Origin of the sequence: Streptomyces sp. NPDC017225, from assembly GCF_044331465.1 — a bacterium.
Classification (GTDB): Bacteria; Actinomycetota; Actinomycetes; order Streptomycetales; family Streptomycetaceae; genus Streptomyces.
The window spans coordinates 12,780-32,387 of record NZ_JBIRNE010000007.1 but is presented as its reverse complement, the minus strand read 5'-3'; the positions used below and the strand labels follow the sequence as shown (position 1 = coordinate 32,387).

At 72.7% G+C, this 19,608-nt stretch carries 13 protein-coding genes; 2 read left to right on the top strand and 11 right to left on the bottom strand.

The genetic code is table 11. The annotated features are described in order from the left end of the window. Positions 1 to 102: 102 nt before the first annotated feature. Together ACH4NX_RS17625 and ACH4NX_RS17620 are read right to left on the bottom strand one after the other, a co-directional pair. On the bottom strand, positions 103 to 1,599 hold the full coding sequence (locus tag ACH4NX_RS17625; protein WP_351396131.1) for an AlkA N-terminal domain-containing protein: 1,497 nt from the start codon (positions 1,597 to 1,599) through the stop codon (positions 103 to 105). Positions 1,600 to 1,737: 138 nt separating this feature from the next. Then, complete coding sequence (locus ACH4NX_RS17620) at positions 1,738 to 3,648, bottom strand: heavy metal translocating P-type ATPase (RefSeq protein WP_351395825.1); 1,911 nt, start codon at positions 3,646 to 3,648, stop codon at positions 1,738 to 1,740. A 56-nt stretch (positions 3,649 to 3,704) separates the two neighbouring features. Between ACH4NX_RS17620 and ACH4NX_RS17615 the strand changes: the two genes are divergently transcribed. Further along, positions 3,705 to 4,067 carry a metalloregulator ArsR/SmtB family transcription factor gene (locus ACH4NX_RS17615; RefSeq protein WP_279561298.1) on the top strand — a complete coding sequence of 121 codons (363 nt, stop codon included), beginning with the start codon at positions 3,705 to 3,707 and terminating at the stop codon, positions 4,065 to 4,067. Between the two features lie 78 nt (positions 4,068 to 4,145). Here ACH4NX_RS17615 and ACH4NX_RS17610 read toward each other — a convergent pair whose 3' ends face one another. From ACH4NX_RS17610 to ACH4NX_RS17580, 7 genes are all read right to left on the bottom strand, one after another. Further along, complete coding sequence (locus tag ACH4NX_RS17610) at positions 4,146 to 8,078, bottom strand: glycoside hydrolase family 2 TIM barrel-domain containing protein (protein ID WP_398127972.1); 3,933 nt, start codon at positions 8,076 to 8,078, stop codon at positions 4,146 to 4,148. Between the two features lie 223 nt (positions 8,079 to 8,301). After that, a complete protein-coding gene (locus ACH4NX_RS17605) occupies positions 8,302 to 9,906 on the bottom strand; it encodes an alkaline phosphatase D family protein (protein ID WP_351395818.1) in 1,605 nt (534 codons plus the stop codon). A 135-nt stretch (positions 9,907 to 10,041) separates the two neighbouring features. Beyond that, complete coding sequence (locus tag ACH4NX_RS17600) at positions 10,042 to 10,704, bottom strand: ATP-binding cassette domain-containing protein (RefSeq protein WP_351395815.1); 663 nt, start codon at positions 10,702 to 10,704, stop codon at positions 10,042 to 10,044. Beyond that, positions 10,697 to 11,698: an ABC transporter ATP-binding protein gene (locus tag ACH4NX_RS17595; RefSeq protein ID WP_398127971.1), complete on the bottom strand. Its 1,002-nt coding sequence runs from the start codon at positions 11,696 to 11,698 to the stop codon at positions 10,697 to 10,699. Before ACH4NX_RS17595 ends, ACH4NX_RS17600 begins: the two co-directional genes overlap by 8 nt. Next, the gene (locus ACH4NX_RS17590; protein ID WP_398127970.1) at positions 11,695 to 12,645 is read right to left on the bottom strand and encodes an ABC transporter permease; all 951 of its coding nucleotides are present in this window, start codon (positions 12,643 to 12,645) and stop codon (positions 11,695 to 11,697) included. The genes ACH4NX_RS17595 and ACH4NX_RS17590 overlap by 4 nt, the downstream gene beginning before the upstream one ends. Positions 12,646 to 12,650: 5 nt before the next feature. Then, a complete protein-coding gene (locus tag ACH4NX_RS17585; protein ID WP_398128099.1) occupies positions 12,651 to 13,619 on the bottom strand; it encodes an ABC transporter permease in 969 nt (322 codons plus the stop codon). 32 nt (positions 13,620 to 13,651) lie between these two features. Further along, a complete protein-coding gene (locus ACH4NX_RS17580) occupies positions 13,652 to 15,244 on the bottom strand; it encodes an ABC transporter substrate-binding protein (RefSeq protein WP_351395808.1) in 1,593 nt (530 codons plus the stop codon). A gap of 199 nt (positions 15,245 to 15,443) precedes the next feature. Here ACH4NX_RS17580 and betT point away from each other — a divergent pair, with 199 nt between their 5' ends. Further along, a complete protein-coding gene (gene betT / locus ACH4NX_RS17575) occupies positions 15,444 to 17,567 on the top strand; it encodes a choline BCCT transporter BetT (RefSeq protein WP_398127969.1) in 2,124 nt (707 codons plus the stop codon). 61 nt (positions 17,568 to 17,628) lie between these two features. Here betT and ACH4NX_RS17570 read toward each other — a convergent pair whose 3' ends face one another. Together ACH4NX_RS17570 and ACH4NX_RS17565 are read right to left on the bottom strand one after the other, a co-directional pair. Beyond that, positions 17,629 to 18,138, bottom strand: coding sequence for an O-acetyl-ADP-ribose deacetylase (locus ACH4NX_RS17570; protein WP_398127968.1), 510 nt, complete (start codon positions 18,136 to 18,138; stop codon positions 17,629 to 17,631). Positions 18,139 to 18,185: 47 nt separating this feature from the next. Continuing rightward, positions 18,186 to 19,595 carry a phytoene desaturase family protein gene (locus tag ACH4NX_RS17565; RefSeq protein WP_398127967.1) on the bottom strand — a complete coding sequence of 470 codons (1,410 nt, stop codon included), beginning with the start codon at positions 19,593 to 19,595 and terminating at the stop codon, positions 18,186 to 18,188. Positions 19,596 to 19,608: the final 13 nt, after the last annotated feature.

The following is a 19,608-nucleotide window of genomic DNA, read 5'->3' as shown; positions in this document are numbered from 1 at the left end:
GAAGACTGGGCGGATCGCAAGGATTTCTCGGGCGTCACGGGTGTCACGGGTGTCACGGGTGTCATGGGTGTCACGGCTTTCACAGGTCCCACGGGATTTTCCTTACACGGGCAGGAAGTTGATCGGGTGGCTGTCGGTCGCCCACAGGTACTGGACGGCGTAGGCGCGCCAGGGCCGCCAGGCCGCCGCGCGGGCGGTCAGCGCCGCCGGGGTCGAGGGCAGGCCCAGTTCCTCGGCGGCGCGGCGGATGCCTAGGTCGGTGGGGAGGAAGGCGTCGGGATCGCCCAGGGCGCGCATGGCGATGACGTCGGCGGTCCAGGGGCCGAAGCCGGGGAGGGCGAGGAGCCGGGCGCGGGTCTCGGCCCAGTCGCACTCGACGCCCAGGTTGAGCGAGCCGTCGGCCAGGTGGGACACGAGGGTGGTGAAGGTCGTGCGGCGGGTGCGGGGCATCGCCAGGGTCTCCGGGTCCACCGACGCCAGCGCGGTCGCCGACGGGAAGAGGTGGGTCAGGCCGCCCTCGGGGTCGTCGACCGGGTCACCGTGTGCCGTGACCAGGCGGGCGGCGTGGGTGCGGGCGGCGGCGGTGGAGACCTGCTGGCCGAGTACGGCGCGTACGGCGAACTCCGCCTCGTCGACCGTGCGCGGCACGCGCCGGCCGGGTGCCTTGTCGACCAGCGGCGCGAGCAGCGGGTCGGTGCGCAGCTGGTCGTCGATGGCCGCCGGGTCGGCGTCCAGGTCCAGCAGGCGCCGGCAGCGGCTGATGGCGACGGTCAGGTCACGCGGGTCGCTCAGAGTGAGGCGGCAGGCGATGTGGTCGGGGTGGGGGGTGAGTGCCACGATGCCGTGACCGTACGGGAGGCGCAGGGTGCGGCGGTACGCGCCGTCCCTCCACTCCTCCACTCCGGGTACGGCGGTGGCGGCGAGGTGGCCGAAGAGGTTGTCGGGGTTGAGCGGGGTGCGGAAGGGGAGGCGGAGGGACAGTGCGCCGGAGGTGGTGCCGGTGACGGCGCCCGGGGTGGTGCCGGCGGCGCGGCCCTTCGGGACACGGGCGCGCAGCTCGCTCGGGGAGAGCGCGTAGACCTCGCGGACCGTGTCGTTGAAGGTGCGGATGGAGGAGAAGCCGGCCGCGAAGGCGACGTCCGCCATCGGCAGCGGGGTCGTCTCGATGAGCAGGCGGGCGGTCTGGGCGCGCTGCGCGCGGGCGAGCGCGAGCGGGCCCGCGCCCAGCTCGGCGAGGAGCTGGCGTTCGACCTGCCGGGTGCTGTAGCCGAGCCGGTCGGCGAGGCCGGGCACGCCCTCGCGGTCCACGACACCGTCGGCGATCAGCCGCATGGCGCGGGCCGTGAGGTCGGCCCGCCGGTTCCACTCCGGGGAGCCGGGGGTGGTGTCCGGGCGGCAGCGCTTGCAGGCCCGGAAGCCGGCCTGCTGACAGGCCGCCGCGCTCGGGTGGAAGGTCATGTTCTCGGGCTTGGGCGGGACCACCGGGCAGCTGGGCCGGCAGTAGATGCGGGTCGTCAGGACGGCCGTGAAGAACCAGCCGTCGAACCGCGCGTCCTTGGACCGGACGGCGCGCACGCAGCGCTCGGTGTCGGTGTGCATTCCCGTCTGCATGTGTCCAGGATGGTCCACCGGCCGGACCGGGGCTGGCGGAAATCCGACATGGACGTCACGCTTCCAGGGCTCCGCCGGATCGCTCTCGACGCTCCGAGGGTCCTCGTCGCCCCGGCCCTCCCGTCGTCACCCCGACCGCCAGGCCGACTCGCGCAGCAGCCGCAGCCCGTTGAGGCCGACCAGCACGGTCGATCCCTCGTGCCCCGCGACGCCGATCGGCAGCGGCAGGTGTCCGATCAGGTCCCACAGGACGAGGACGGTGATGAAGGCACCGGCGATGACCAGGTTCTGCAGCACCAGCCCGCGCGCGCGCCGGGAGAGGCGTACGACGGCGGGCACGGCCGCCAGCTCGTCGCGCACCACGACCGCGTCGGCCGTCTCCAGGGCCAGGTCGGAGCCGGCGCGGCCCATGGCGACGCCGGCGTGCGCGGCGGCGAGCGCGGGGGCGTCGTTGACGCCGTCACCGACGAAGAGCACCCTGCGGCCGGACCGCTCCAGTTCCCGTACCGCCTCGACCTTGCCCTCGGGCAGCAGCTCCGCGCGGACGTCGGTGATGCCGGTGGCGGTGGCCACGCGGGCGGCGGCGGCCGCGTTGTCACCGGTGAGGAGGGCGGGGGCGGTGCCGGTGAGGCCGGTGAGCGCGGCGGCGGCCGGGGCGGCGTCGACGCGGAGGCGGTCGGTGAGGGCGAGGGTGCCGACGGGGGTGCCGTCCCGGGTGACCTGGACGGTCGTTTCGGCGCCCTCGGGGGTGTCCGCGCGGCCGACCCGCACCTCGTGGCCGTCGACCACCGCCGTCACCCCGCGGCCCGGGGCTGCCGTGAAGTCCTCCGCGGGCGCGATGGGCAGGCCGCGGGTGCGGGCGGCGGCCACGATCGCGCGGGCCAGCGGGTGCTCGCTCGGGTGCTCGGCGGCGGCGGCGAGTGCGAGGAGGGCGTCCTCGTCGAGGCCGGAGCCGGGCAGTGGCCGTACGGCGGTCACCTCCGGGGTGCCTTCGGTGAGGGTGCCGGTCTTGTCCAGGGCGGCGGCGTCGATCTCGCCGAGGCGCTCCATGGCGACCGCGGACTTCACCAGGACGCCGTGCCGGCCGGCGTTGGCGATGGCGGAGAGCAGGGGCGGCATGGTCGCGAGGACGACCGCGCAGGGCGAGGCGACGATCATGAAGGTCATGGCGCGCAGCAGGGCGTCGGTGAGGCCGGCGCCGAAGGCGAGCGGGACGCCGAAGACGGCGAGGGTGGCGGCCACCATGCCGACCGCGTAGCGCTGCTCGATCTTCTCGATGAACAGCTGCGTCGGCGCCTTGGTGCGGGACGCCTCCTCGACGAGGGTGACGATCCGGGCGATCACCGAGTCGGCGGGGTCGCGTTCGACGCGGACGCGCAGTGCGCCGGTGCCGTTGAGGGTGCCGGCGAAGACGTCGTCGCCGGGGCGCTTGAGGACCGGGAGGGACTCGCCGGTGATGGTCGCCTGGTCGACCTCGCCGGCGCCGTCGAGGACCGAGCCGTCGGCGCCGATCCGCTCCCCCGGCCGGATCATGAGCACGTCGCCGACGGCGAGGGCGGCGGTCGGGACGGTCTCCTCGCGGTCCTCGGTGAGGCGAGTGGCGGTGGTGGGCGCGAGGTCGAGCAGGCCGCGTACGGAGTCGGCGGTGCGGGCGGTGGCCAGGGCCTCCAGGGCGCCGGAGGTGGCGAAGATGACGATCAGCAGGGCGCCGTCGAGGACCTGGCCGATGGACGCCGCGCCCAGCGCCGCGACGATCATCAGCAGGTCGACGTCCAGGGTCTTCTCGCGCAGGGCGCGCAGGCCCTCCAGTGCGGGCTCCCAGCCGCCGGCGGCGTAGGCGACGGCGTACAGCGGGCCGTACGCCCAGGCGGGGGCGCCGCCGAGGTCGAGGGAGAGCGCCGACAGGAACGCGAGCAGGGCGGCCAGCGCCCAGCGGGCCTCGGGCAGGGCGAGGACGCGGGTACGGCGGCGGGGCGCCGTCCGGGCGGGTGCGGGGACGGGAGCGGGGGCGAGTGTGGTGGACACGCCGCACACCATACAGGAACAGATGAAGACTCGTTCATGTGTTCATCTGTGGTGAGTAGGATGAGCGCATGGGTCACGGAGCCGCCACCACCGCGCAGGACGCCGCCGCACGCGTACGGCTGGACGCGGACAACGTCGCCAAGGTCGCCACCACGCTCCAGGCCCTGTCCACACCCTCCCGGCTCCTGATCCTGGCCCGGCTGCGCGAAGGACCGCTGCCCGCCACCGAGTTGGCGGCGGAGGTGGGCATGGAGCAGTCGGCCTGCTCGCACCAGCTGCGACTGCTGCGCAACCTGGGCCTCGTGGTGGGTGAGCGCCAGGGCCGCTCCGTGGTGTACGCGCTGCACGACCACCATGTCGCCGAGTTGCTCGACCAGGCCGTCTACCACGTGGAACACCTGCGGCTGGGCATCAGCGACGCGACGGACTGACCCGCCGCCGCACGCGGGCGGCGACGGGTCGGCCGGACTGTCGGAGTACGGGACCCGGGACCGGGGGCCCGGCCGGTGCTATTCGGTCGCCGTGGGCCGCCGCGAGGCCGCCGTCGCGTCCTTCACGTCGGTCAACGGGCGCAGCCGGTACGTGTAGGAGTAGTCCCGGTCGGCGAAGAGCTTGAACTCGTCGTGGGTGTGCGCGCCCCAGCTGTTGTCACCGCCGACGCCCATCTGCCGGTGGTTCAGGCGCAGGACGACCTCGTCCCTCGGGGTGAGCTGGTAGTCGTGCCGCACCCCGGCCGACAGGTCCTCCGGCGTGAAGAAGGAGGCGTTCGCCTCCAGCAGGGGTTCGCCGGAGGCGAGCAGGCCCACGCCACGGCGGTCGGTGAGGGCGATCCAGCGGACGTCGGTCTTGTTGCCGTTCTCCTGCGGTCGGATGTAGGGCGTCCACTGCTCGGCGACGGTGCCGGAGTACAGGCCGACGTCGGTGCCGGTGTTGCGGTCCCAGTGGTTCTCCTCGGGGCCGCGGCCGTAGTAGTGCAGGCGGTCCAGGCGGCGCGGCAGGAAGAGCAGGGTGCCGACCTCCGGGATGTAGGGCAGGCTCGCGGCCCCCGGATGCAGGGTGTTGTCGACCTTGATCTCACCGTTGCCGAACACCGTGTACGTGGTGGTGTACGTGGACTCCACCGTGGTGGGCAGCGTGCCGGTGACCTTGATCTCGACGGCCCGGTCGCCGAGGGCCCGCACGGTGACGTCCGTGACCTTCCGCCGGGCTCCGGCGTCGCGCCAGGTCTGGTTGCGGGTGTGCTGGCCGTTGCCCTTGTCGTTGTCGGTGGGCGCCCGCCAGAAGTTGGGGGCGGGCCCGGAGGTGAGCAGCCGGGTGCCCTTCGCCTCGTAGGAGGTGATGGTTCCGGTGCGCTTGTCGACGGTGACCGAGAAGCCCCTGCCGCTGACCCGCACGTCCTTGTCCCGGTCGTCGTGGCGCAGGGCCGGGACGCTGTCCAGGCGTACGGGGGTCACGCCGGGGCCGTCGGCCTCGACCGGGAGCTGCTGCCGGGCCACCTCGAAGCCGGCCTCGGCCCACGGCGTGGACTCCTTGGTGGTGAAGGAGAGTTCCAGGAAGTACTCGGTGCCCGGGTCCGGGTCGCCCGGCAGCCGTACGGGGACGGTGATGTCCTTGCTCGACTGCGGCGCCACGTCCAGCTGGCCGCGGGTCAGCTTTCCGCGTCGTACGGTCTTTCCGTCGGCGACGAGTTCCCAGCGGCCGTCGAAATCGCTCAGGCCGGTGAAGAGGTACTCGTTGGTGAGGGTGACGGCGCCGGGGCCGCCGCCGGGGGTGCGGGCGGCGTTGATGGCCTGGTAGACGCGTTTGACCTCGGCGGCCTTGCCGGTGTGCCCGCGGTCGGCGGTGACGACGCCGTCCGCGACGAAGGCGCCGTCGTTGGGGTTGTCGCCCCAGTCGCCGCCGTACGCGAGGAACGTCCTGTCCTTAGGTCGCTTCTCGTCGGCCTCGACGGTCGCGGCGTCGAACCAGAACCGCACGCCGTCGTCCCCGGGGCCGCGGCCGTCGTCGGCCAGTTCGGTGGCGGCGAGCGCGCGGGCGTACACGCGGGCGCGGCGGATGGCGCCGCTGAACTCCCGGACCTGGGTGTCGGCGTCGGTGGCGAGCGCGAGGGGCGCGGTGTTGCTGCTGGGCCGCCGGTCGGTGGTGCGGGTGGCCCGTACCGTGCCGTCGACGTACAGGGTGAGGGTCCCGGCCTCGGCGTCGAAGACACCGGCGATGTGGTGCTCCCGGCCGGTCCAGTCGTCCGGCACGGTCCAGTTCGCGGTGATCCACTGGCCTTCGGAGTGGATGAAGAACTCCAGTCGCCGGTCGTTCTGCTTCAGCGCGTACTGGGTGTCGCCCTTGGCGAGGATGGGCTGGTGGTAGCCGGTGAAGTGCGGGGTGACCCAGGCCTCCAGGGTCAGGGAGTCCGTGAGGTCGAGGCTGTCGTCGCGCTCGAAGACCGTGATGCCGGACAGGCCCTCGTCCCGGTCGAGCCTGCCGCGGGTGGCGAGGATCTCGCCGCGCAGCCCGGCCGGCCCGGTCTCGGTGAGCAGGGTGCGGGCGGGGACGGGCGTGTACAGGGACTGGTCGACGAAGTCCCAGATCCAGCCGCCCTGGAGCACGTCGTGGCTTCGCACGATGTCCCAGTACTTCTTGAAGTTGCCGTTGGAGTTCCCCATCGCGTGGGCGTACTCGATCATGACGTACGGCCGGGTGTCGGCAGTGTCCTTCGCGCGCTGCTCGACGCGCTGCGGGCTGTCGTACATCTCGGAGCGGATGTCGCTGATCCCGGGGCGGTCGTCGCCCTCGTACTGGATGACCCGGGTGGGGTCGTAGGAGCGGATCCAGTCGTGCATGGCGGTGAAGGTGCTGCCGCCGCCGGCCTCGTTGCCGAGCGACCAGATGACGACCGAGGCGTGGTTCTTGTCGCGGTGGACCATGTTCTGGGCGCGGGCCACGCAGGCCTCGGTCCAGTCGGGGTGGTCGCCGGGGTACTCGTCGCGGATGCCGTGGGTCTCGAGGTTGGTCTCGTCGACGAGGTAGAGGCCGTACTCGTCGGCGAGTTCGTACCACAGCGGGTTGTTCGGGTAGTGCGAGGTGCGGACGCTGTTCATGTTCATCCGCTTGATGATCTTGATGTCCTCGACCATGTCCTCGCGGGTCAGGGCCGTGCCGCGGGACGGGTGCATCTCGTGGCGGTTGGTCCCGCGGAGGGAGACGGGCCTGCCGTTGATCCGCATCAGCCCGTCCTTGAGCGCGAACTCGCGGAAGCCGACCCGGTGCGACAGGGTCTCGACCACCTTGCCCGCCGGGTCCCGCAGCCGCAGGACCGCCGTGTAGAGGTCCGGGTGTTCGGCCGACCACAGCCTGGGCTTGGGTACCGCCTTCGCCGCCCGTACGGTGACGTCCTGGCCGGCGCCGGCCGTGCCGAGGTCGGCGGACTGCTCCAGCGGCCGGGACCAGACGGCGTGGCCGCGCGCGTCGTACAGCTGGGTCTCCACGGTGTACCGGCCGGTGGCGCCGTCACCGCCGCCGTACGCCCGTACGCTCGCGGTGACCGCCAGCTCCGCGTCCGTGTACGTGTCGTTCAGCGGGGTGTCCAGCTTGAAGTCGCGCAGGTGCACGGCCGGGGTGGAGTAGAGGTGGACCGAGCGGAAGATGCCGCTCAGCCGGATCATGTCCTGGTCCTCCAGCCAGTCGCCGTCGGCGTAGCGGTAGACCTCCACGGCGATCTGGTTGGTGCCGGGACGCAGGTGGTCGGTGATGTCGTACTCGGAGGGCGTGTAGGAGTCCTCGTCGTAGCCGACCAGTTCGCCGTTGATCCACACGTAGTGGGCGGACTTGACGCCCTCGAAGTGGAGGAAGGTGCGGCGGCCCTTCCAGTCGCGCGGGACGGTGAAGGTGCGCCGGTACTGGCCGACCGGGTTGTAGCGGGTCGGCGCGGCGGGCGGCTGCGGGTCCTCGCCGAGGCCGTTGGGGCCCCAGTAGGGGTAGGTGATGTTCAGGTAGATCGGGAAGTCGTGGCCGTGCAGCTGCCACACCGAGGGGACCGGGATGGTGTCCCAGTCGCCGTCGTCGGTGTCGGTGCGGTGGAAGTCGGCGTCCCGGTCCTCGGGGCGGTCGGCGTAGGCGAACTTCCAGGTGCCGTCGAGGCTCTGCCGGTACGGCGAGCGGGTGCGGTCGCCGGTGAGGGCCGCTCTCACGTCCGCGTAGGGCATGAGCGTGGTGTGCGGTGGCTCGGTGCCGAGCCGGAAGACACCGAAGTCGTTCCACTGGGGAGGCTCGTCGGCCGCCGCCCGCCGGCCGGCCGCGTGCGACGCGAGCGGTGACGCGGACGACAGGGCGAGCGCGCCGAGGACGGCGGCGCCGCCCTCCAGGAGACGGCGGCGGCTGACGACCGGACGGGAAAGGCTGGAGGGGCGGGCCGTGGGTTCGGCGGGTGACACGGGCGAGTGCGGCATGACCGTGGCCTTCCGTGGGCATCGGGGGGCGGCTCAACGCACGGTGCTGTGACGGCGGTTGCTGTGGAGTTGGAGCACAACTGCCGGTGACGCGGCGACTACTGAGTCAGCCCACACCCTAGGACCCGAACACAACCGAATCAATTACCCCGTCGGACTTTGTTGGTTCCTGAGTGACAGGCGCCGGCACCCGGACACGGGGCCGACGCCCTACGCCCTACGCTCAGACGGCCTGGACTCCCGGCACGCCCGTCTCGATCACGAACGACTTGTCGGTCCGGACCGGGGCGCCGGGCCGGGTGACGTAGTCGACGACGCGGTAGTCGGCGGTGTACCGCTCCTTGGACACGGTGCAGCGGACGTAGCCGCGGCGGCTGCTGTAGTACTTGGTGTGCGGGTTCTCGTCCCAGTACACCTGGCCGGGATCGTGGGTGGCCGAGCCGTCGCCGCCCGAGGTGATCGACGTGGTGACGAACTCGCTGCCCACCAGCCGCGTCTCGGGACGCTCGAAGTCGCGGCGCAGGTCGTTGGTCCAGTTGTTGTGCACGTCGCCGGTGAGCACGACGAAGTTGTCGATGCCGCGCTCCTCGACGTAGCCGAGCACCCGGTCGCGGGAGACGCGGTAGCCGTCCCAGCCGTCGTTGTAGCCGCCGTCGTCCGGGCCGGCGACGGCGTCCCAGTTGGCGAAGTAGATCTGCTGCGGGAGCACGTTCCAGGTGGAGCGCGAGCGCGACAGGCTCCGCTCCAGCCAGGCGTGCTGCTCGTCGCCCAGGATGGTGGCCTTCGGGTCCCACTGGTCCGGTCCGGAGACCTGCCACTTGTCGCCGTAGGGCTGGTTGGTGCGGTACTGGCGGGTGTCCAGCACGCTGAAGGTCGCGGTGGACCCGAACTCCAGGCGCCGGTACAGCGGCAGCGCCGTGTCCACCGGCTTGCGCAGGCGGCGCAGCGGCATGTGCTCCCAGTACGCCTGGTAGGCGGCCCGGCGGCGGGCGGCGAAGTGGGCGGTGGTGTCGTTGCCCTGGCCGGCGTCGCTGTTCTCCGGGCTCAGGTCGGCGTAGTTGTTGTCGGTCTCGTGGTCGTCCCAGGTGACGACGAACGGCGCCGTGGCGTGCAGCAGCCCGAGGTCGGGGTCGGTCTTGTACTGGGCGTGCCGGGCGCGGTACTCGGCGAGGGTGTTCATCTCGTCGCCGTGGTGGGTGCGTACCTTGCCGTTGACGCCGGCGGCGTACTCGTAGAGGTAGTCGCCGAGGTGGAAGACCACGTCGGGGCGCTCCTCGGCCATGTGCCGGTACGCCGTGAAGTGGCCCTGCTCCCAGTTGGCGCAGGAGGCGAAGGCGAAGTCGACGGTGGGCGAGGTGCCGGGAGCCGGGGCGGTGCGGGTGCGGCCGACCGGGGAGACGGCGCGGCCGGCGCGGAAGCGGTAGTAGTACTCGTGATGGGGCCGCAGTCCGCGCACGTCGGCGTGGACGGTGTGCGCCTCGGCGGGCACGGCGTGCTCCACGCCGCGCCGGACGACCTTCCGGAACCGCTCGTCGAGAGCGACCTCCCACCGCACGGCGACGGGGCGCCGGGGCATGCCGCCGTCGTCGTCGAGCGGCTTGGGCGCGAGGCGGGTCCAGAGCACGACGCCGTCGGGGAGCGGGTCGCCGGACGCGACGCCGAGCTGGAAGGGGTCGGCCGGGACGTTGCCCGGCGCGGCGGGCGCGGCGCCCGCGACGGGTGCGGCACCGGTGCCGAGCAGCACCGCGCCGGCGCCGGCGGCGCCCGCGATACCGAGGAAGCCCCTTCTCTTCAGGGAGTTCGGGGTACTGGTGCGCGGCGGGGTCATCGAACCTCCAGAGGACGGATGGCCGGACGACAGACAGGCAAACGGCACGGAGTGAACCCCGGCTGCTGTGCCCGTGGACCGGGCTTGTCCTCCACATGTCGATGAGGGTGTCAGGGTCGCGTCAGAGTGGCCCTGTCATCGGCGCCCGGTCAGCGTGGCCCATTCGACGGTGCGGTCGCACCAGCGGTCCAGGAGGACGCGGTCGTGGCCGACGGCCAGCAGTCCCGCGCCGGTGTCGGCACGGTAGTCCTCCACCACCCGGACCAGGGCGGCGGTGGTCGATGCGTCCAGCATCGCCGTCATCTCGTCGCACACCAGCCAGCGCGGGCGCAGCACGAGGGCGCGGGCGAGGCAGGCGCGCTGCAACTGGCCGTCGCTGACCTCGTGCGGGCGCCTGCCGAGCAGGTCGGCGGTGAGCCCGACGGTGGCGGCCAGTTCGGCGACCCGGTCGGCGACGCCCTCGCGCCGGCCGGTGGCGCGCAGGGGCTCGGCGATCAGGTCGGTGAGTGCCAGCCGGGGGTCGGCGGAGAGCCGGGCCTGCTGGAAGACGACGCCGAAGGCGGTGCGCTGTTCGCGCGGGGCGCGGTGGCGCCAGCGTCGTACGGGTGTGCCGTCGACGACCAGGGTCCCGGCCTCGGGGTGGTGCAGCAGGGCCGCGACCCTGGCCAGGGTGGACTTGCCGCAGCCGCTCGGTCCGAGCAGACCGACGGCCTCGCCCGGCGCGACGGACAGGGAGATGTCCCGGACGACGGGCGTGTACCTGTCGTATCCGGCGGTGACGGCGCGCAGTTCAAGCACGGTCGGCGGCCTCCGTGAGGGCTGCGTGCGGGTGGTGGCAGGCGACCGTGGCGGTCGGCGTCGGCAGCGCGGCGCAGGCGTCGGTGGTCCGGTCGCAGCGGGCGGCGAAGGCGCAGCCGTCGGGCAGGGAGCCGAGTTCGGGCGGCAGGCCGGGGATGGGGGCGAAGGCGCGCTCGGGCAGGGCGTCGAGCAGGCCCCGGCTGTAGGGGTGGCGCGGGCCGGGAGCGCCGAAGAAGTCGCGGGCGTCGGCCAGTTCCACGATCCGGCCCGCGTACATCACGGCGATCCGGTCGGCGATGCGTTCGGCGGCGGCCAGGTCGTGGGTGATCATCAGCAGGGCCCGGTCGCCGTCCCTCGCGCTGCCCCTGGGGCCGACGCTGTCGACATGTCGCCGTAGCTCGTCGACGGTGCGGTCCACCAGGTCCCGGTCCAGGCCGGTGGTCGGCTCGTCGGCGAGCAGCAGCGGGGCGTCGCCGACGAGGGCGAGGGCGGTGGCGGCGCGCTGGGCGAGGCCTCCGGAGAGTTCGTGCGGGTGGTGGTCGAGGTGGTCCACCGGGAAGGCGGCCCGCTCGGCGGCGGCCTCGGCGGCCGTGCGCAGGGCGGCACGGCCACGGACGGCGGTGAGTTCCGCGACCGTCTCCTCCAGCTGCGAACGGATGGTGCGGACCGGGGTGAGGTGGGCGGCCGGGCTCTGCGGGACCAGGCCGATCAGCCGGCCCCGTACGGTGCGGGCGAAGGTCCGCTCGTCGGCGGCGAGCAGGTCCAGGTCGCCGAGCAGCGCGCGGCCGGCGGTCTGCGCGTTGCCGGGCAGCAGCCCGAGCAGGGCGGAGGCGAGGACGGACTTGCCGCAGCCGCTCTCGCCGATCAGGGCGAGGCACTCGCCGGCCACCACGTCGAAGTGGGCGTCGGTGACGGCGGCGATCCGGCGCCCGCCCGGCATCCCGAAGCGCACCGACAGACCGCGTACCGACAGCACGGGGGCTCGCTCGGTCACAGCATCAGCTCCGATCGGCGGCGGGGGTTGATCCGCTCCCGCCAGGCGCCGGCGAGGCCGGCGACGGCGAGGGTGGGGACGATGATGAACAGGCCGGGGAAGAGGGTCGGCCACCACTGCCCGGCGAGCAGCGAGCCCCGCGCCTCCTGGATCAGGTTGCCGAGGCTCGCGGTGTGGGTGGGCAGTCCGAGCCCGAGGAAGGACAGCGCCGACTCGTGCCACATGGCGTGCGGCACCATCAGTACGGCGGCCAGCGCGGCCTGGGGCAGCACGCCCGGCAGCAGGTGCCGCACGGCCACCCGCCACCGGGAGGCGCCGCCGGAGACGGCCGCGTCGACGTAGGGGCGCGAGCGCAGGGACAGCACCTCGGCGCGGACGATGCGCGCGGTGGACAGCCAGTGGGTGAGCGCGACGGAGAACACCACCGGCCAGACACCCGGCCGGAACATCGCGACGATGAAGATGCCCATCAGCAGGTGGGGCACGGAGGAGAGGGTGTCGACGACGCGCATGACGGCGCGGTCGACCCAGCCGCCCAGCGCTCCGGCGGTGGCACCCACGGCGGTGCCGACCACGGTGGCCGTCAGTGCCGCCGCCACCCCGACGAGCAGGGAGACGCGCAGGCCGTACACACAGCGCAGCAGCAGGTCCCGGCCCACGTCGTCGGTGCCGAACGGGTGCTCCCAGCTGGGCGGTCGCAGCTTCGCGGCCAGGTCGACCGCCTGCTGGTCGAGCTGCGTCAGCGGCGGTACGAGGAGGACGGCGAGGACGGTGACGGCCAGCAGCGCGGCGGAGGTGCGCAGGCGCAGGGTGCGGGTGGAGCGGCGGTCGGTGCCGTGGGAGCGCCAGGCCGGGCCGAGGCGCTCGGCCTTCTCCGCCTTCCCGGGCCCGGCCTTCCGGGCCCCTGCCTTTTCGGTCCCGGCCTTCTGGGCCGCGGTCTCAGCCATGGACATCACATCTCACTGTGCTTCACCCTCGGGTCGAACAGTCCGTAGAGCAGGTCGGCGAGCAGGTTGCCGGCGAGTACGGCGGCGGTGGCGAGGACCGTCAGGGCGGCCAGCAGCGGGAAGTCGACGGCGGTGGCCGCCTCGACGGTGGCCGCGGCGATGCCGGGCCAGCTGAACACGGTCTCCACCAGCAGGGCGCCGGTGATGAGTTCGGGGACGCGGGAGCCGATCAGGGTGAGCACCGGCAGCAGACCCGAGCGCAGGGCGTGCCCGAGCAGGACCCTGCTCTCGCCGATACCGCGGGCCCGCGCGCCGCGCACCGGGTCCTCCGCGAGGGCGTCACCGACGCCCTGGCGTACGTACAGCGTGAACCAGGGCAGCTGGGAGACGGCGAGCACGCCCGCGGGCAGCAGGATGTGGCTCGTGACCTGCCCCGGCGTGACCCGCTCGCTGGCGGTGTCCGTCAGGCCGCCGGCCGGCAGCACGTCCCACTGGAGGGCGAACAGCCACACGGCGAGCAGCGCGATCCAGAAGACCGGCGCGGCCTCCAGGACGTACGCGAGCGAGGTGACCGCCCGGTCGAGCATCGATCCGGGACGGCGGGCGGCCAGCACACCCAGGAGGGTGCCCACCAGGACGGCGACGGCGAAGGCGACGGCGCACAGCAGCGCGGACCAGACGAGGCGTTCGCCGATGACCTGCGCCACCGGCTGGCGCATCACCCCGGAGTGGCCGAGGTCGCCGGTGAGCGCGGAGGTCAGCCAGTCCCACCAGCGGACGACGAACGACTGGTCGACGCCGAGGTTGTCCCGCAGCCGGTCCAGGGTCTCCTGGTCGGCGCCGAGCGCGGCGGTGCCGGCGTACGCCTTGACGGGGTCGAAGGGGGAGGCGGCTGCGATGGCGAAGACGCCGAAGGTGACGACGAGGACGATGGGCGCGGCGAACAGGACCCGCCGCCCGGCCAGCCGTCCCATCGCTCCCCACGGCAGCCGCCCAAGGGGCCGGGTCATTTCTTGGGCTGCCAGTCCTCGATGTTCCACCAGGGCCCGCTGGCGAAGCCGTGCTCGTGCGGCTCCAGCTGCGTGGTCAGGCCGTCCCAGCGGTCGGCGAGGACGTACAGGTGGTCGATGTGGGTGAGGAAGGTGTAGCCGGGGTTCTGCACGAGCGCCTTCTGGACCTTCTCGTAGGCGGCGCCGCGTACCTCGGGGTCCTGGCTGCGCCGGCCGGCGTCGAGGGCCTCGTCCACCGCCGGGTTGTCGTAGTGCGCCATGTTGTTGAACCCGTCGCCGGCGAGCGAGGAGTGCAGCAGGGTGTAGAGGCCGAAGTCCGGGTCACCGACGCTGCCGAAGCCGGCCATGACCGCGTCGCTCTTCATCCGCGGCTCGATGACCTCCCAGGTGGCGCCCTCCACCTTCACCTCGATGCCGGCCTTCTTGGCGTCGGAGGCGTAGGCGAGCGCGTGGTCCTGGCGGACCTTGTCGCCCGAGGGGTAGTACAGGGTGAAGGAGGCGCGCTGTCCGTCCTTGGCACGGACGCCGCCGGAGCCCGGCTTCCAGCCGGCCTCGTCCAGGACGCGCTCGGCCTTGGCCAGGTCGTGCGGGCGTTCGATGCCGCGCGCGTACCAGGGGTCGTCGACGGGCAGCGGCCCGTACGCCGGCCGGCCCGCGCCGTCGAGGATCTTGTCGACCATGGCCTCGCGGTCCACGGCGGCGTCCAGGGCCCGCCGGATCGCGCGGTCGCCGGTCACCTTGCCCGCGGTGGGCAGGGTGACGGCCCGGAAGTCGTAGGACCTGGCCTCGTACGTGCGCCGGCCCTCGTCCTTCTCGAAGGTGGCGGCGAGGTTGGGCGGCAGGACGGCGCCGTCGAGGTCGCCGGAGCGCAGGCGGGTGGCGCGTACGTTGTCGTCGGCGATGACCGCCATGGTGAACGACTTCACCGCGGGCTTGCCGCCCCAGTAGTGCGGGTTGGCCTTGAAGGCGAGTTTCTCGCCCTTGCTCCAGTTCGTGAGGACGTACGGACCGGTGCCGACGGGCCTGGTGTTGAAGTCGCCGGTGTTGGGGTCCTGTTCGCCCGCCACGTGCTCGGGGACGATGGGCAGCACCGTGCGGGCGGCGAAGGGCGCGTACGGGTACTTGAGGGTGAAGACGACGGTGTCGTCGCCGTTCGCGCGGACGCCCTCGATCGCGTCGAGTTCGCTCCGGGCGGTGCTGTTGGTCTTCGCGTCCAGGATGGTGCGGTACGTGTAGACCACGTCCTGGGCGGTCAGCGGTTCGCCGTCGCTGAACTTGACGCCCTCGCGCAGGGTGTACGTGTACGTCCGGCCGCCGTCGGCGATCTTCGGCAGTGCGGTCGCCAGGGCGGGCTTCAGCCTCAGGTCGGTGTCGCGGGCGAGCAGCCCGTCGAAGATCTTGGAGTTTCCGTCCTTGCCGTAGCCGAGCAGCGGGCTGAGGGTGTCCGGCTCGGAGCCCACCCCGATCACCACGGACTCGGCCGCCTCCGCGTCACCGTCGCCCGTTCCGCCCCCGGGTGCGGAGCAGGCGGTGACGCCGGCGGCAAACGCCACCGCGGCGGCGGCACTTCGTATCCGACGGGTCGTCATGTCTCCCCCACGCTTGTTGTTGATGCGGGGTTATTGCACATCAGTGGCAATTACCGCGTCAAGCCAGGTGGGCGAGATGTCGCGCCCGTCGGCGAGAGGCCGACACGGCCGACCGGTGCTGGACGGGCCGTGCGATCGGCAGCACACTGCCTTAACGCCTGATCCAGCCCCAATGGGCACCAAACCGGAGGAAACGGCCGTGTCGACCGCAGGAGACAGAAGCGCCGGAGCGGATCCGGAAGGGCCGTCGACGGACACCGGGGCGGCGGGCACGGGCACGCTCAAACCCGTCGTCTTCTTCGGGTCGGCCGTGCTGATCCTGGCGATCTCGGTCTGGGCGATCGTCACGCCCTCCGGCGCCGAATCGGCCATCGGGGTGGCGGTCGACAGGATCTCCTCCTGGTTCGGCTGGTACTACTTCCTCGCCGCGACCGTCTACCTGGTCTTCGTCGTCTTCATCGGCGTGTCCAAGTACGGCACGATCAAGCTGGGCCCCAAGCACTACAAGCCCGACTACGGGCTCTTCGCGTGGGCGGCGATGCTGTTCGCGGCGGGCATCGGCATCGACCTGATGTTCTTCTCCGTGGCCGGGCCGGTCAGCCACTACCTCGCGCCTCCGGAGGGCGACCCCGAGACGGTGGAGGCGGCCCGGCAGGCGGTGGTGTGGACGCTGTTCCACTACGGCATCACCGGCTGGGCCATGTACGCGCTGATGGGCATGGTGCTCGGCTACTTCGCCTTCCGGTACCGGCTCCCGCTCGCGATCCGCTCCGCGCTCTATCCGGTCATCGGGCGCCGGATCCACGGGCGGATCGGTGACGCCGCCGACCTGGCGGCCATCATCGGCACCGTGTTCGGCATCTCCGTGTCGCTCGGCATCGGTGTGGTGCAGCTGAACTACGGACTCAAGGTGCTCTTCGACGTCCCGGAGGGGCTTCCCGCGCAGATCGGCCTGATCGTCGTGGCGGTGGTGATGGCCACGGTGTCCGCGGCGGCCGGGGTGGACAAGGGCATCCGCCGGCTGTCGCAGCTCAACGTCCTGCTCGCCGTACTGCTGATGCTCTTCATCCTGGTCGTGGGCGAACCGTTCCGGCTGCTCAACTCGCTCGTCCAGAACGTCGGGGACTACGTCAGCCGCTTCCCCTCGATGACCCTGAACACCTTCGCCTACGACCAGCCCACCGAGTGGCTGGACGCGTGGACGCTGTTCTTCTGGGCCTGGTGGATCGCCTGGGCGCCGTTCGTCGGACTGTTCCTGGCCCGGATCTCCCGCGGCCGCACCCTGCGTCAGTTCGTCGCCGCGACGCTGATCATCCCGTTCATCTTCACCGGCCTCTTCCTGTCCGTCTTCGGCAACAGCGCGCTGTTCGTGGTCCGCGACGGCGACACCGCTTTCGGCCAGAGCGCGATGAACGCCCCCGAGCAGGGCTTCTACGGCCTGCTGGAGCACTACCCGGGCGCGCTGTTCAGCGCCGGACTCGCCACGTTCGTCGGGCTCCTGCTGTACGTCACCTCCGCCGACTCCGGGGCGCTGGTCATGGGCAACCTCAGCTCCCATCTGCCGACCCCGGTGACGGACGCGGCCCCGTGGCTGCGCGTCTTCTGGGCGGTGACGACAGGGCTGCTCACGCTCGCCATGCTCATCGTGGGCGGCGTGCAGGCGCTCACCGACGCCACCATCATCATGGGTCTGCCCTTCTCCTTCGTGATGTTCCTGATCATGGTGGGGCTCTATCTGGCGCTGCGTACCGAGTCCATGCGGGAGGAGGCGCTGGCCACCACGCTGCCGGGGTCGCTGTCCGGACGTACCACGCAGCAGGGCCCCCCGGGGGCACGGAACTGGCGGCACCGGCTGGCGCGGGCGATGGCGTTCCCGGGCAGGCGGGCCGCCGCCAGGTTCGTCGAGGACGTGTGCCGCCCCGCCTTCCAGGAGGTCGGACAGGCGCTGCGGGAACAGGGGGCGCAGGCTGAGCTCCTGGAAGGGGTCAACGAGGAGAACGGCCTCGCGCACGTCGGTCTGCGGGTACCGATCGGTCCGAACGCCGCGTTCGTGTACGAGGTCTGGCCCGTCGAGAAGCCGACGCCGGGCTTCGCCACCCGGTCGGTGACCACGCACGACACCTACGTGCGCTACGAGGTCCGGCTCGCCGAGGGCAACCAGGGCTACGACGTCATGGGGTACACCAAGGAACAGCTCATCGGCGACAGCCTCGACCAGTACGAGCGGCATCTGGAGTTCCTGCGCATGCACCGCGAGGCGGCCGACCGGTCCGCCCTGCCCGACCACCGCCCGGACGCTCCGGAGGCACACCTGCCGGAGTAGACGCCCGACGGCCGCCGAGGTCGACGGCCGGCCGAGCCCAGTGGTCAGCCGAGCCCGACGGTCAGCCGAGCCGCGTGGCGAACGCCGCGTGGGCCCGGTCGTCGAAGAGCACGAACCTGACCTCCTCGACCTCGGTGTCCGCCTCCCGCACGGCCGCCACGGCGATCCGGGCGGCGTCCGTCAGCGGCCAGCCGTAGACGCCGGTGGAGACCGCCGGGAACGCCACGGTACGGGCGCCCAGCTCATCGGCCACGCGCAGGGACTCCCGGTGGCAGGACGCGAGCAGGCCGGAACGGTCCTCGCCGGCCGACCAGACCGGGCCCACCGTGTGGATCACCCAGCGCGCGTCCAGGTCGCCCGCGGTGGTGGCGACCGCGCGACCGGTGGGCAGGCCCTTGCCGAGGTGCCCCGCGCGCAGCGCCCGGCACGCTTCCAGGATCGCGGGGCCGCCGCGCCGGTGGATGGCACCGTCGACGCCGCCCCCGCCGAGCAGGCTGGAGTTGGCCGCGTTGACGATCGCGTCGGCGCTCTCGCGGGTGATGTCGCCCTGGACGAGCGTGATGGTGGTCATGGCTCCTGCCTGATCATGCCGGCTTCCTCATGGAGTGCCCTTCCTGGTCAGGTCTGCCGCAGCCGGCGCCAGACGGCCTTCGCCGCGTTGTGCCCCGACATGCCGTGCACGCCGGGGCCCGGCGGCGTGGCCGACGAGCAGATGAAGACGGCCGGGTGCGGGGTGGCGTACGGGAACAGGGACGGCTTGGGGCGCAGCAGGAGCCGGAGTCCGGAGACCGATCCGGAGGCGATGTCCCCACCGACGTAGTTGGCGTTGCGGACGGCGAGTTCGGGCGGGCCGGCGGTGGCGCGGGCGAGGACGCGGTCGCGGAAGCCGGGGGCGAAGCGCTCCAGTTGGCGTTCGACGGCGTCGGTGAGGTCGCCGGTCCAGCCGTTGGGGACGTGTCCGTACGCCCAGAAGACGTGCTTGCCCTCCGGAGCGCGGGTGGGGTCGGCGACGCTGGGCTGCGTGGTGATGAGGAACGGCGCGTCGGGGGCGCGGCCCTCGCGGGAGGCCGCGTTCAGCGCGGCGCCGATCTCCGCGCTGCTGGCGCCGATCTGCACGGTGCCGGCGGTGCGGGGCTCCTGGGCGGTCCACGGGACCGGGCCGTCCAGCGCGTAGTCGATCTTGAAGACGCCGGGGCCGTAGCGGTAGTTCGCGTAGTGGTTGCCGAGGCCGGCGATGCGGGCCAGGGCGGTGGGTGAGGTGTCGAAGACGTACGCGCGCGCGGGCGGCAGGTCGTCGAGGCGCTTGACCTCGTAGTCGGTGTGGACGGTGCCGCCGAGGTCTTTCAGGTAGGCGGCCAGGGCGTCGGAGATGGCCTGGGAGCCGCCGCGGGCCACGGGCCAGCCGCGGGCGTGCGCGGCGAGGGCGAAGACCAGGCCTATGGCGCCGGTGGCGAAGCCGCCGAGCGGGGCCATGACGTGCGCCACGAGGCCGGCGAAGAGGGTCTTGGCCCTGTCGTCGCGGAAGCGGCGCATCAGCCATGTCGACGGGGGCAGGCCGACCAGGCCGAACCGGGCGAGGGTGACCGGGTCGCGGGGCAGCGCCGTGAGCGGCAGGGACATGAAGTCGCGGGCCAGGGTGTCCCACCGGGGCAGGAAGCGCTCCACCAGCCTGCGGTACGCGCCCGCGTCGCGCGGCCCGAAGGAGGCGGCCGTCTCGCCGACCGACCGGGACAGCACGGCGGCCGAGCCGTCCGGGAACGGGTGCGCCATGGGCAGCCCCGCGTGCAGCCACTGGAGCCCGTACCGCTCCAGGGGCAGGGCGCGGAACGCGGGCGAGTTGATGCCCAGCGGGTGCGCGGCGGCGCACGGGTCGTGCCGGAAGCCCGGCAGGGTCAGCTCCTCCGTGCGGGCCCCGCCGCCCACGGTGCCCCGGGCCTCGAACACGGCGACCGAGAAGCCTCGGCGGGCCAGCTCCACGGCGGCGGTCAGTCCGTTCGGCCCCGCACCCACTACGACAGCATCGAGCATCGACGGCACCTTC